This is a genomic window from Leisingera aquaemixtae, from assembly GCF_006740765.1.
Classification (GTDB): Bacteria; Pseudomonadota; Alphaproteobacteria; order Rhodobacterales; family Rhodobacteraceae; genus Leisingera; species Leisingera aquaemixtae.
Window position 1 is genome coordinate 25,135 of the sequence record NZ_CP041158.1, and the last position, 12,058, is coordinate 37,192.

The 12,058-nt window shown below is 70.5% G+C and carries 10 protein-coding genes; 4 read left to right on the forward strand and 6 right to left on the reverse strand.

Annotated elements, in window-relative coordinates:
- The first annotated feature begins 153 nt into the window (after positions 1-153).
- From R2C4_RS01670 to R2C4_RS01680, 3 genes are all read left to right on the forward strand, one after another.
- Entirely contained in the window at positions 154-405 is a 252-nt protein-coding gene (locus R2C4_RS01670; protein WP_141889323.1) for a helix-turn-helix domain-containing protein, read from the forward strand.
- On the forward strand, positions 405-1,715 hold the full coding sequence (locus R2C4_RS01675) for a type II toxin-antitoxin system HipA family toxin (protein WP_141889324.1): 1,311 nt from the start codon (positions 405-407) through the stop codon (positions 1,713-1,715). The genes R2C4_RS01670 and R2C4_RS01675 overlap by 1 nt, the downstream gene beginning before the upstream one ends.
- Before the next feature lie 141 nt (positions 1,716-1,856).
- Entirely contained in the window at positions 1,857-4,475 is a 2,619-nt protein-coding gene (locus tag R2C4_RS01680) for a cation-translocating P-type ATPase (protein WP_141889325.1), read from the forward strand.
- Positions 4,476-4,482: 7 nt separating this feature from the next.
- Here R2C4_RS01680 and R2C4_RS01685 read toward each other — a convergent pair whose 3' ends face one another.
- The 6 genes from R2C4_RS01685 to pdhA all read right to left on the reverse strand — a co-directional run bounded on the left by R2C4_RS01685 (position 4,483) and on the right by pdhA (position 10,345).
- Positions 4,483-5,328: a universal stress protein gene (locus R2C4_RS01685; protein ID WP_141889326.1), complete on the reverse strand. Its 846-nt coding sequence runs from the start codon at positions 5,326-5,328 to the stop codon at positions 4,483-4,485.
- Between the two features lie 122 nt (positions 5,329-5,450).
- Positions 5,451-5,816 carry a DUF4405 domain-containing protein gene (locus R2C4_RS01690; protein ID WP_167510224.1) on the reverse strand — a complete coding sequence of 122 codons (366 nt, stop codon included), beginning with the start codon at positions 5,814-5,816 and terminating at the stop codon, positions 5,451-5,453.
- 162 nt (positions 5,817-5,978) lie between these two features.
- On the reverse strand, positions 5,979-7,082 hold the full coding sequence (locus R2C4_RS01695) for a Glu/Leu/Phe/Val family dehydrogenase (protein WP_141889328.1): 1,104 nt from the start codon (positions 7,080-7,082) through the stop codon (positions 5,979-5,981).
- Between the two features lie 56 nt (positions 7,083-7,138).
- A complete protein-coding gene (locus tag R2C4_RS01700; RefSeq protein ID WP_333869631.1) occupies positions 7,139-8,287 on the reverse strand; it encodes a dihydrolipoamide acetyltransferase family protein in 1,149 nt (382 codons plus the stop codon).
- Positions 8,278-9,258, reverse strand: coding sequence for an alpha-ketoacid dehydrogenase subunit beta (locus tag R2C4_RS01705; RefSeq protein ID WP_141889329.1), 981 nt, complete (start codon positions 9,256-9,258; stop codon positions 8,278-8,280). The genes R2C4_RS01700 and R2C4_RS01705 overlap by 10 nt, the downstream gene beginning before the upstream one ends.
- Positions 9,251-10,345, reverse strand: a complete 1,095-nt coding sequence (gene pdhA / locus R2C4_RS01710; RefSeq protein ID WP_141889330.1) for a pyruvate dehydrogenase (acetyl-transferring) E1 component subunit alpha — start codon at positions 10,343-10,345, stop codon at positions 9,251-9,253. Before pdhA ends, R2C4_RS01705 begins: the two co-directional genes overlap by 8 nt.
- A gap of 167 nt (positions 10,346-10,512) precedes the next feature.
- Here pdhA and R2C4_RS01715 point away from each other — a divergent pair, with 167 nt between their 5' ends.
- The gene (locus R2C4_RS01715) at positions 10,513-12,039 is read left to right on the forward strand and encodes a bifunctional aminoglycoside phosphotransferase/ATP-binding protein (RefSeq protein WP_141889331.1); all 1,527 of its coding nucleotides are present in this window, start codon (positions 10,513-10,515) and stop codon (positions 12,037-12,039) included.
- The last annotated feature ends 19 nt before the right edge of the window (positions 12,040-12,058 follow it).

A 12,058-nucleotide genomic window follows, 5' to 3' on the forward strand; every position in this document is an offset into this window, starting at 1 on the left:
CGGGTCCTGCGGGCGGGAGCTCCGCCGGATGATATGATCCGGAGATCATTCTTTGGGTTTATGATCTTGGCGATATATTTTCAGTTTATGATCCGCAGCGCATATTGACGTTTTATGATCCAATGATCATATTTGCGGGAAAGGAGCCTCACCATGGATCAGATTGCCCGCACCCCCAAGGATATCGGCACCGTGCTGCGCAATGCGCGCAAGGCGCAGGGGCTGACCCAGGGCGAACTGGCGGCGCGCGCAGGCGTCTGGCAGCGCACGGTGTCCAATATCGAGACCAGCAGCAGCGGCGCCAAGCTGGAGACGGTGTTTGACCTGCTGGCGGCGCTTGACCTGGAGCTTCATATCTTGCCGCGCAGCAAGATGAAGCCGGGCGATCTGGAGGATATCTTCTGATGGGGCGCAAGCGCACCTATACGCCGCTGGATGTTTACATGAACGGGCGCAAGACAGGGCAGTTCTTCCGCGCGCCGGACGGGGCGTTTGCCTTTACCTATGCGCCGGAGTGGCTGGCGTGGGAAAACGCGCTGCCGGTCTCGCGCTCGTTGCCGCTGCGCCCGGACCGGTATGCGGGGCCGCCGGTGATTGCGGTGTTCGACAACCTGCTGCCCGACAATGATGGCATCCGCCGCCGGGTGGCTGAACGGGTCGGGGCGGACGGGCTGGACGCCTACAGCCTGCTGGCGCGGATCGGGCGGGACTGCGTGGGGGCGCTGCAGTTCCTGCCGGAAGGCGAGCTGCCGCAGGACAGCGGCACCCTGACGGGCGCGCCGCTGAGCGACGGTGAGATTGCGGCGCTGCTGAAGGATCTGAGGCAGACGCCGCTGGGCATCCGGCGGGAGCGGGATTTCCGGATCTCGGTGGCGGGCGCGCAGGAAAAGACCGCGCTGCTGTTTCAGGACGGCCAATGGATCGAGCCGGCCGGCACGACGCCGACCACGCATATTCTGAAACCGGCGATCGGCACCCTGCCCAATGGCATGGACCTGACGGACAGTGTGGAGAACGAGCATTTTTGCCTGCGGCTGATGGCGGGGTTCGGCCTGCCGGTGGCGCGGACCGAGATTGCGGAGTTTGCGGGCACTAAGGCGCTGGTGATCGAACGCTTTGACCGGCTGCGGACGCGCGACGGGCGGCTGCTGCGGCTGCCGCAGGAGGACTGCTGCCAGGCGCTGTCGGTGCCGCCCGCGCGCAAGTACCAGAACGAGGGCGGCCCCGGCATCGCCGAGATCTGCGCCCTGCTGCAGGGCAGCGACGAGCCGCTGCGCGACCGCGCGCATTTTTTCAAGGCGGCGGTGCTGTTCTGGCTGATCGGGGCGACCGACGGCCATGCCAAGAACTTCAGCATTGCGCTGATGCCGGGCGGGCGGTTTACCATGACGCCGCTCTACGATGTGCTGACGGTGCAGCCCTCGCTGGAGGCCGGGCAGCTGCAGGCCAAGGATATGAAGCTGGCGATGCGGGCGGGCAAAAACCGGCATTACCGGGTGGCGGACATCGCCGGGCGGCATTTTGCCGAGACCGGGCTGGCGGCGGGCTTTTCCCGCGCGCAGATCGCAGAGGTCTTCGGTCAGATCGCCGCGCAGGGGGAGGCGGCCTTTGCCGCGGCACTGGCGGAGATGCCGGAGGGATTTCCCGAAGCCCTGGCGGCCTCGGTGAAGCGCGGGTTCGATCAGCGGCTGCCCCGGCTGCTGGCCGCGGTGTGACAGCCCGCCGGCGGGCGGGCATCAAACGCCGCATGGCCAAAGGCGCGGCAAACTCTGTAGCGTGACGTGGCAGTTGACAGCGGCGGTTGGCAGGGGAAGCTGAAATCAGCAGCCGGTGACCGGAGCCAGAGAGCAGAGCACATGGCAGAGACGCAACAGCAGGGCAGCGGCCCGGCCCTGACCGGGCTGACACAGCAGCAGGCGGAGGCCGCCCGCAAAACCCATGGCTGGAATGAGCTGCCAAGGCCCAAGCGGGCCGGGCCGCTGGTGGTGTTCCTGCGCCAGTTCAGCAATTTCCTGGTGGTGATCCTGATCGTGGCCGGGATCATCGCCTTTACCCTGGGCGAATATGCCGACACGCTGGCGATCGGGCTGGTGATTGCGCTGAACGGGGTGCTGGGGTTCGTGCAGGAATGGCGGGCGGAGACCGCGCTGGAAAGCCTGCGCAGCATGCTGTCGCCGCAGGCGCTGGTTCTGCGCGACGGGCGCGAGCGGCTGATTGCGGCGCGCGAGCTGGTGCCCGGCGATCTTGTCATTCTGGAGGCCGGCGCCCGGATCCCGGCCGATGCCGCAGTGCAGGAGGCCGCCGGGCTGCGGGTGGATGAAAGCGCCCTGACCGGCGAATCCGTTCCCATCGATAAGGCCCCAAACGGCGAGGCCGCCGCGGTCTATGCCGGGACTGTGGTGGCGGCCGGGCGGGCGCTGGCCGAGGTCACGGCGACCGGCGCGCAGACCGCCTTTGGCCAGATCGCCACGCTGACCGGATCGGTGGGGCTCAAGAAGACCAGCCTGCAGGTGCAGCTGGGCCGCCTGGCGCGGCAGCTGGGGTTTGCCGCGCTGGCCATTGCCGCCGCCATCCTGGGCCTTGGGCTCTATATGGGGCGCGGCGTGGCGGAGATGTTCATGACCGGCCTGTCGCTGTCGGTGGCGATGGTGCCCGAGGGGCTGCCCGCGGTGGTCACCATCACCCTGGCGCTGGGGGCGGCGGCGATGGTACGCCAGCAGGCGCTGGCGCGCCGCCTGCAGGCGGTGGAGACGCTGGGGGCGGCCTCGGTCATTTGCACCGACAAGACCGGCACGCTGACTGAAAACAAGATGACCGTAACCCGGGTCTGGACCCTGGACCGCAGCTATCAGGTGACTGGAACCGGCTATGATCCGGCGGGCCATATCGCCTTTGAGGGGGCGGTCATTGGCGCCCGGGACGATGCCGTTCTGGCGGCGCTGCTGGAGGCCGGGCTGACCTGCACCCATGCCAGCCTGCACCGCGAAGGCGGTCACTGGGAGATGACCGGCGCCCCGACCGAGGGGGCGCTGGTCACCCTCGGCTACAAGGGCTGGGCGGATCCGCCGCCGCCGGACACGGTGCTGGCGGAGATCCCGTTCAGCAGCGAGCGCAAGCGGATGAGCGTGCTGGTGCGCCGCGGCGGCGCGGCGAAGGTCCTGACCAAAGGCGCGCCGGAGCAGGTGCTGAGCATCTGCAGCCAGGTGATGACCCAGGACGGCCCGCGCGGCTTGGGCGCGGAGGAGGCGGCCGCCATCACCGCCGCCTATGAGGCGATGGCAGGGGAGGGGCTGCGGGTGATCGGCCTGGCCGCGGGCGCGGCCGAAGGCGGGACCATCGCCGAAGAGGACATGACCTTTCTGGGGCTGGCCGGCCTGATCGACCCGCCGCGGCCCGAGGTGCGGCCCGCGATCAGTGCCGCCCGCTCTGCCGGCATCCGGGTGATCATGATCACCGGCGACAGCCCGCTGACCGCGCAGGCGATTGCGGGCCAGCTGGGCCTGCCTGCCGCCCGGACGGTCACCGGAGCGGAGCTGGAAACCCTGGACGAGGGGGAGCTGAGCCAGCTTCTGCAGGAAGAGGTGCTGTTTGCCCGCACCCGGCCCGCCCACAAGATGCGGATCGTGTCGGCGCTGCAGGAGCAGCATCAGATCGTGGCGATGACAGGCGATGGCGTCAATGACGCGCCGGCGCTCAAGAAGGCCGACATTGGCGTCTCGATGGGGGTGCGGGGGACCGATGTGGCCAAGGATGCCTCTGACCTGGTGCTGCTGGATGACAACTTCGCCACCATCGTGCGGGCCATAGGCGAGGGGCGGCGGCAGTTCACCAATGTGCGCAAGTTCGTGCGCTATCTGCTGTCCTCGAACGCCGGTGAGGTGATTGCGCTTTTGATCAACATCCTGATCGGCGGGCCGCTGATTTTCCTTGCGACCCAGATTCTGTGGATGAACCTGGTCACCGACGGGGTGACGGCGGTGGCGCTGGGGCTGGAGAAGGGCGAGCCGGACCAGATGGAGCACCCGCCGCGCAGGAAGGACACGCCGATACTGGGCCGGGCCGGCATTGCGACCATTCTGGCGCTGGGGCTTTATACCGGGCTGGCCAGCCTGTGGCTGTTCCTGCATCTGCTGGACGGCAACGAGGATCTGGCCCGCACCGCCGCCTTTACTGCCATGGTGATCTTCGAGAAGGCCAGCGTCTTTGCCTTCCGCTCGCTGCATCTGCCGTGCTGGCGGATCGGCTTTTTCAGCAACCCGTTCCTGCTGGCCGCGCTGGCGGTGACCATCGGGGCGCAGGTGACTGCGGTGTACTGGCCGCCGTTGCAGGCGCTGCTGCACACGGCGCCGCTGGGCAGCGGCGAATGGATGCTGATCGGCCTCCTGGTGCTGCCCATCCTGCTGGTGCCCGAGATCCTCAAGACGCTGCTCTACCTCAGAACCCGCCGCGGCCGCCCGGTACCGGCGGCCGCCTGACAGCGGTCTAATGCGCCAGCAGAACCGGCAGCTCCGTCTGTTCGATCATGGTTCTGGTGGTGCCGCCGAACACGGCCTCGCGCAGGCGGGAGTGGCCGTAGGCGCCCATGACGGCGAGGCCGGCCCCGGCCTCCTTGGCGCGGGCCAGGATGAAGCGTCCGATCTCGGCCCCGCTGTCGGGATACTGCGAGACGGTGACGGTGCAGCCGTGGTGGCTGAGCCAGGCCGCGGCATCGGTGCCTGGATCCTCGCCGTCGCGCTGTTCGGTGATGTCGGGATCGAAACAGCCGATGATGACCTCGCTCGCCTTGCGCAGATAGGGCAGGGCGGCATGGGCCGCCCGGGAGGCGGCCAGGCTGCTGTTCCAGGCCAGAAAGACGCGCTCATAGGATGCAAACGGGCTGCCGTTCAGGATCACCGGCGCGGGCGATTGGAACAGCGCGCCGTGCAGCGCTTCGCGGAACACCTCGCCGTCGTGCCGCAGCCCCTCTGCCATCTGCACGATATCGCAGGTCTTGGCGCGGCGCGCCGCGTGCAGCCGCATATCGGCGCCGGTGCAGACCGCGTATTGCGCATCGCCCGCGCAGCCGCAGCGCGACAGCATCTCCGCCATCGCGGCAGCCCGCGATTGCGCGGCGGTGCGGGCCGCGTTGAGGCGGTCGATCCAATCTTCGGGCATCGCCGCCGAGGCAAAGGCACTGGTGCCGAGGATGAAATAGGGGCGGCCAGGCAGCTTATCCAGCAGCAGGCAGGCCAGATAGGCCTGCTCGTCCCGGGCCGCCTCGGCGGCGGCGGCTACTGCCGCTTCGGGGGTGTCTTTACCGAGTGTAAACAGCACTGTTCTGCGTTGCATTGCGGGCCTCCGGACGCTGGGACGCGGCAGGCGGGCAGGCGCGCCGCCTGTATCAGTAGATCACGTCTGCACCGGGATGCCATGATCCTGATCAACCCGGCGCGGCGGGCCGGCCGGCAGGCTCAGCGGGCCCAGAACACATGCTTGAAGTATCCGTTCAGGTCGAGCAGCCAGCTGGCCGGCGGCAGCTGGAGAAGCGTCAGCACCGCCAGCGCCAGAACCGCCGCAAGCGCGATCAGCGCTTCCGTGCGGTGGCCCTGCGGCGCCGTTTTGCTGCCCGTCAGCAGGGATTTGAACACCGGCAGATGCAGTGCCGCGTGCCATAGGGAGAACCCTGCAAACAGCGCCGCCAGGACGATATGCAGATCGCCCCAGCCCTGCCTGTCCAGTCCCAGCGCCTCCCAGCCGGTGGTGCTGGAAATCCTGCCCTTGGGCGCAAACAGCAGGATCCCGCCGCTGAGCAGGATGGCGGCGAAAGAGAAGGTCACGCCAAAGACGGCCAGGGCCCGGGCTGTGAGCCTGGCCTTGGGCTGTGGGGGGCATCGGTGCTGGACATTTGAAGGGCCTCCGCTGGGGTCAGCCGGAGTCTATCCCGGGAGAAGGGCGCGCGCCTTGATCCAGATAAGTCCGGGGCACGGGCGGGCGGCGCCTTACCGCCTGCGGAAGCCCATCGCCCTGCTGATCCGGCGGCGGGCCAGCGCCAGCGCGGCGGCGCGCGGCAGGGTGCCGTCCTGCGCCGCCAGCGCCAGCACCTCTGCCGTGTTGGCAAAGACGCGGCTGGAGATTGTTTCAAAGGCGGCGCTTTCGGACAGGCCGCGCAGCTCCATCGCGGCGCAGATCACGCCGCCGGCGTTGGCGATGAAATCCGGCACCACGGTGATCCCGCGCGCGTGAAGGCGCTGTTCGGCCTCTTCGGTGGCGGGAATGTTGGCCCCCTCCAGCACCAGGCGGGCGCGGATGGCGTCCGCATTGCCCTTGCGGATGACGTCCGGGCGCGCGGCGGGCACCAGGATATCGCAATCCGCCGTGATGACGGCGCCGCTGTCCGCCGCCGCGGCCCCCGGATAGGCGGCCACGCTTTCGCCGCCGGCCTTCACGGCGTCGAGGCGGGCGGGGTCGAGCCCGTCCGGCAGCAGGGCAGCGCCGCGCGAATCCGAGACCGCAACGATCCTTGCCCCGGCGGCCGCAAACCGGTGCGCGCACCAGCGCCCCACTGCGCCATAGCCCTGGATGGCGACGCGGGCGCCCTTGAGGGAGAGGATGCCGGCCGCCTCTGCCGCGCGGGCCGCCGCAAGAAGGCCATGCGCGGTGGCGCCGGTTTCGTCCAGCGGGATGCCGCCCAGTTCGCGCGGCAGGCCAACGGAGCGGGCGCCTTCGTCGCGGATCCAGGCCATGGCGGTTTCATCGGTGCCCATGTCGGGGCCGGGGATATAGCTGCCGGTGGTGCGGATGGCGCGGGCGAAGGCGCGGATCAGCCGCTCCTTCTCTGCCGCGGGCATCTTGGGGTCCGCGGCGATCACCGACTTGCCGCCGCCGTGCGGCAGGCCCGCGGCGGCGTTCTTGAGCGTCATCGCCCGGGCCAGCCGGACGCATTCGCGGGCGGTCACGTCCGGCGCCATCCGGCAGCCGCCGATGGCCGGGCCTGCGGCGGTGTTGTCCACCACCACGATCGCGCGCAGGCCGCTGTGCGGGTCGGTCAGCTCAATCAGCTGCTCAGGCCCCAGATCATCCGCATAGGCAAAGCGTTCTGTCATCGTCTCCCCCCGTTTTCCGTTCCCCCTCCTCGGTGCCCCGCATCCGGCGCCTGCCGTCAGTCCGGGCGTTCCAGATCGGCAATTGCGGCGGCCAGGAACCGCGCCGCCTCGCCGCCGGTGACGGCGCGGTGGTCGAAGGTGAGCGACAAGGGCAGCACCCGCTGCCGCTCCGGCCCCTTCGCCCCCCAGGCGGCGGCGTCGAAGATCCGCCCCGCCCCCAGGATCGCCACCTGCGGCGGCCGCACCACCAGGGTGGCATGGCGGCCGCCGAGCGGGCCGAAATTGGACAGGGTCAGCGTCGCCCCCGCCTGATCCGCGGCCTGCAGCCGCCGCTGGCGCGCGGCGCCGGTCAGCCGCTGCACCTCGCGCTGCAGGGCGGCGGTGTCGGTCTGGCCAGCATCGCGCAGCACCGGCACATAAAGCCCTGCAGCGGTGTCCACGGCGATCCCGAGGTCGACCGTGCGGTGCAGCTCGCGGATCTGGGTTCCGGCGTCATACCAGGCGTTCAGCGCCGGTTCCGCTGCTGCCGCCGCGGCCGCCGCCCGCACCAGCCGCAGCAGCACGCCGGGGGTGGTCCATGCGGTGACCGCCGCCTGGTCGTGCAGCGTGGCGGGCACCACCTGCGCCCCGGCCTCTGCCATCCGGCGCGCCATCGCCCGGCGCTGCTCGGACAGGATTTCGCCTTCCTCCGGGGGGATCAGCGCCTCGACATCGGCGCGGGTGATGGTGCCGCCGGGACCGCTGCCTGCAACCGCGGACAGGGCCAGCCCGTGCCGGGAAGCCAGCGCCCGCGCGGCCGGCATGGCCCGCGGCGGCGGCGGGCGCACGCGGCCTGCCGGGCCTGCCGGTGCGGGCGCGGACTGGGGTTCGGCCTGCGCTTCGGCTTGGGTTTCGGACGGGGACTGGGACGGGGGCGCGGCTGCCGCGTCCAGATCGCCGACAACCGCGCCGCGGTCCGGCCTTGCGCCGGTGTCGAAATCCGCCAGCGGCGCGCCGACTTGGATCAGGCTGCCGGGCTCCACGAACTGCTTGACCAGCGTCCCCGGCCAGGGTGCCGGGATCTCCACCACCGCCTTGTCGGTTTCCACCGAGACCAGCGGCTGCTCTGCCACCACCCGGTCGCCGGGCGCTGCGTGCCATTCCAGCAGTTCGGCCTCCTCCAGCCCTTCGCCCAGATCGGGCAGGACAAAGCGTTTCAATGCCATGACATCACCTCTCGGGCGGCGGCGGTGATTTGGGCGGCGCCGGGCAGGTACAGGTGTTCGAGCCGGGCCAGCGGCGGAATGATGTCCGGCGCGGCAACCCGGCGGACCGGTGCCAGCAGCGCCTCCAGAGCCTCCTCGGCGATGCAGGCGGCAATCTCGGCGCCAAAGCCGCCGGTGCGCGGGGCCTCGTGCACGATCACGCAGCGGCCGGTCTTGCGGACAGAGGCCAGTACCGCGGGCGCGTCATAGGGTTTCAGCGTTGCCAGATCGAGGATTTCCGCCGATATGCCGCCCTCCGCCAGATCCTGCGCCGCCTCCTGGCATTCCTTGACCGAAGCGCCCCAGGTCACGATGGTCAGGTCGCGGCCCTGCCGCAGCAGGCTGGCCCGGCCGAGGGGCAGCCCGGCACCGTCCTCCGCCACCTCCTGGCGGCTGGCGCGGTAGAGGCGCTTGGGCTCGAAGAACACCACCGGGTCCGGGTCGCGGATGGCGGACAGCAGCAGGCCATAGGCCTGCGCGGGCGAGGAGGGGATCACCACCTTCAGCCCCGGGATATGGGCAAACAGCGCCTCGATGCTTTCGGAGTGATGCTCCGGCGCGTGGACGCCGGCGCCGAAGGGCGCGCGCAGCACCAGCGGGCAGGTCAGCCGGCCGCGGGTGCGGTTGCGCATCCGCGCCGCGTGATTGGCGATCTGGTCCAGGGCCGGGTGGATGAAGCCCTGGAACTGGATTTCCGCGACCGGGCGGAAGCCCTGCACCGCCAGCCCCACTGCCGCCCCGGCAAGGCCCGCCTCGGACAAGGGCGTGTCGCGCACCCGGTCCCGCCCGAACCGCTGCCACAGGCCCTCGGTGGCGCGGAAGACACCGCCATCGGGGCCGATGTCCTCCCCCAGGAGCAGCACGGCGGGGTCGTCCTCCATCGCGCGGGCGAGGGCGGCACGCACCGCTTCGACCAGGGTCATCTCAGTCATCGCGGGCCTCCGCCGGTTGCGCGCGCTGCGGCGCCCTGGTGTCCGGCAGCCCGGCATAGAGGTAATCCGCAACCGCCGTGTCCGGCTGCGGCGGCACCGCCAGATAGGCCTCGGCGGCGGCCTCCACCTCTGCGCCGATCTCGGCCTTCAGCGCTTCCTCCTCCTGCCGGGTCCAGCCGTGCGCGTCCTGCAGATGCTTGCGCAGGCGGCGCAGCGGTTCCGCCGCCCAGTGCTTGCTGACCTCGGCGTCATCGCGGTAGCGCGCCGCATCGTCGGCGGTGGTGTGATCTGCCAGCCGGTAGGAGATGCATTCGATCACGCTGGCGCCGCCGCCGCTGCGGGCGCGCGCCAGCGCCCGGTCCACCGCGTCCCGCACCGCGATCACGTCGCAGCCGTCGGCCTGTTCCGACGGCAGCCCGGCGGCAACCGCCTTTTGCGCCAGGGTCGGGGCCGCGGTCTGGCTGCTGAGCGGTACCGAAATGGCCCATTGGTTGTTGTTGATCACAAATACCGCCGGCAGGGTCCACACGCCGGCCATGTTCAGCGCCTCGTGGAAATCCCCGCGCGAGGTCGAGCCGTCGCCGCCGACCGCCACCGAGCAGCGCGCCTCGCCCCTGAGCTGGAAGGCCAGCGCCACGCCAACGGCCTGAGGGTACTGAGTGCTGACCGGCACGCAGACCGGGAAGTCCTGCCGCGGGCCGGCGAAATCCGAGCCGCGCTCATCGCCGCCCCAGTAGAGCAGCGATTCCTCCATCCGCACGCCGCGCCAGAATTGCGCCCCCTGTTCGCGGAAGGAGGGCAGCAGCACATCCTCGGGCCGCATCGCGGCGGCGGTGCCCACGGCGGCGGCCTCCTGCCCCAGCGAGGACGCAAAGGTGCCCAGCCGCCCGGTGCGCTGCAGGGCGACGGCCTTCTTGTCGAACAGGCGGGTGCGCAGCATCCCGGCATATAGCGCGGTCAGCTCTGTCCGCTGTCTGGCGAATTCCGGCAGGACGCCCTGCACCGTCCCCTGCGCGGTGAGATACCGGGTGAAGGGGATTGCGGCCAGGCTGGTCGCTGTGCCCTGCTGGTCAGGAACGTGCGGCATTGCGGCACTCCTGCGGTTGTGGTGCCGCTTTTAAGTCTAGGCTGACAGCGCAGGCTGTCCACGCAAACAGCGGCTGCCGGGGCCTGGAAGGGCTGCCGGCGGCGCGGCTTGACCTTGCTCAAAGCGGCAGGGCGGCGGGACTGGTAGGGTGTTTGGGGGGTAAGGCGATGCAACCGGACGAAACCCAGCAGGCAGAGGTGGTGGCTTTTCTCAGCGACCCGTCGGCGCACGGGGCGGATGCCCCCGTCGAGGTGATCACAACCCATTCCGCGCATGTGTTCCTGACCGGCGGGCTGGCGTTCAAGATCAAGCGGGCGGTGCGCTACAGCTATCTGGATTTTTCCTCGCTGGCGGCGCGCAAGGCGGTGCTGGAGCGTGAGCTGGCGCTGAATGCCCCGGCAGCGCCCGAGATCTATGACCGGGTGATCGCGGTCACGCGGGAGGCGTCGGGGCAGCTGGCGCTGGACGGTGCGGGCGAGCCGGTCGAATACGTCCTGCGGATGCGCCGGTTCCCGCGGGAGGCGGAGCTGAGCCATATTGCCGATCGCGGCGGGCTGACGGTTGATCTGGCCGGACGGCTGGGCACCGCGGTGGCCGCCTATCACGCGGAGGCGGCGCGGCGCGGCGCCGGCGGGGACGCCCTGATCGGGGAAATCGTGGAGGAGCTGCGGGAGGCGCTTGGCGGCATGGAGGAGGTGCTGGGCCGCGGCCGGGCGGACGCCTTCATCGAGACCGCCGGGCGGGCCTTTGCAGCGGCAGCGCCGTTGCTGTCGCAACGGGCCGGGGCGGGGCTGGTGCGGCGCTGCCACGGCGATCTGCACCTGCGGAACCTGGTGCTGATCGGCGGCAGGGTGGTGCCCTTTGACGCGCTGGAGTTTGATGAGCGCTTGGGCACCTGCGACGTGTTTTATGATTTTGCCTTTCTGCTGATGGATCTGCTGCACCGGGGCGCGGCGGCGCAGGCGAATGCGGCGCTGAACAGCTATCTGCGGGCGGCGGGGGATTTCGGCGGGCTGGCGGCGCTGCCATTGTTCATGAGCATTCGGGCAGCGATCCGGGCGATGGTCACGGTGCAGGGGATGGCCGGCAGCGGCTCCGAAGAGGCTGCCGGGGAGGCCCGCAGCTATCTGGAGCTGGCGGCGGAGTGCCTTGCCGCCGCGCCGCCGCGGCTGGTGGCGGTTGGCGGGCTGTCGGGCACCGGCAAGACCACGGTTGCCGCGCGCGTCGCGCCGCTGCTGCGGCCGGCGCCCGGCGCGGTGCATCTGCGCAGCGACGTGGAGCGCAAGGCGCTCCTGGGCGCCGCGCCGCTGGAGCGGCTGCCCGCCGCGGGCTATGGCCCGGAGGTGACCGCCAGGGTCTATGCCCGGCTGCTGGATCTGGCGGAGCAGGCGCTGCGCGCCGGGCACAGCGTCATTCTGGACGCGACCTTTTTGGAGGCAGGGGTCCGGGACCGGGCAGAGGCGCTGGCCGCCCGGCTGCGGGTGCCGTTCGACGGGATCTGGCTGCAGGGCGACCCGGCGGTGCTGGAACAGCGGATTGCTGCCCGCACGGGTGATGCCTCGGATGCCGACGCGGAGGTGCTGCGCGCGCAGCTGAAGCGCGCCGCCGACCCGGCCGGCTGGACCCGGATCGCCTGCGGCGGCGATGCCGGTCAGGTGGCCGGGCTGGTTGAGGCCGCGCTGAGTGCGGAGTGACCGGGCGCGGCCCGCAGGG

Bases quoted from the DNA above. Each gene is read 5' to 3' on its own strand.
- R2C4_RS01670 (WP_141889323.1), top strand. From the start codon at position 154: ATGGATCAGATTGCCCGCACCCCCAAGGATATCGGCACCGTGCTGCGC.
- R2C4_RS01675 (WP_141889324.1), top strand. From the start codon at position 405: ATGGGGCGCAAGCGCACCTATACGCCGCTGGATGTTTACATGAACGGG.
- R2C4_RS01680 (WP_141889325.1), top strand. From the start codon at position 1,857: ATGGCAGAGACGCAACAGCAGGGCAGCGGCCCGGCCCTGACCGGGCTG.
- R2C4_RS01685 (WP_141889326.1), bottom strand. From the start codon at position 5,328: ATGCAACGCAGAACAGTGCTGTTTACACTCGGTAAAGACACCCCCGAA.
- R2C4_RS01695 (WP_141889328.1), bottom strand. From the start codon at position 7,082: ATGACAGAACGCTTTGCCTATGCGGATGATCTGGGGCCTGAGCAGCTG.
- R2C4_RS01700 (WP_333869631.1), bottom strand. From the start codon at position 8,287: ATGGCATTGAAACGCTTTGTCCTGCCCGATCTGGGCGAAGGGCTGGAG.
- R2C4_RS01705 (WP_141889329.1), bottom strand. From the start codon at position 9,258: ATGACTGAGATGACCCTGGTCGAAGCGGTGCGTGCCGCCCTCGCCCGC.
- pdhA (WP_141889330.1), bottom strand. From the start codon at position 10,345: ATGCCGCACGTTCCTGACCAGCAGGGCACAGCGACCAGCCTGGCCGCA.
- R2C4_RS01715 (WP_141889331.1), top strand. From the start codon at position 10,513: ATGCAACCGGACGAAACCCAGCAGGCAGAGGTGGTGGCTTTTCTCAGC.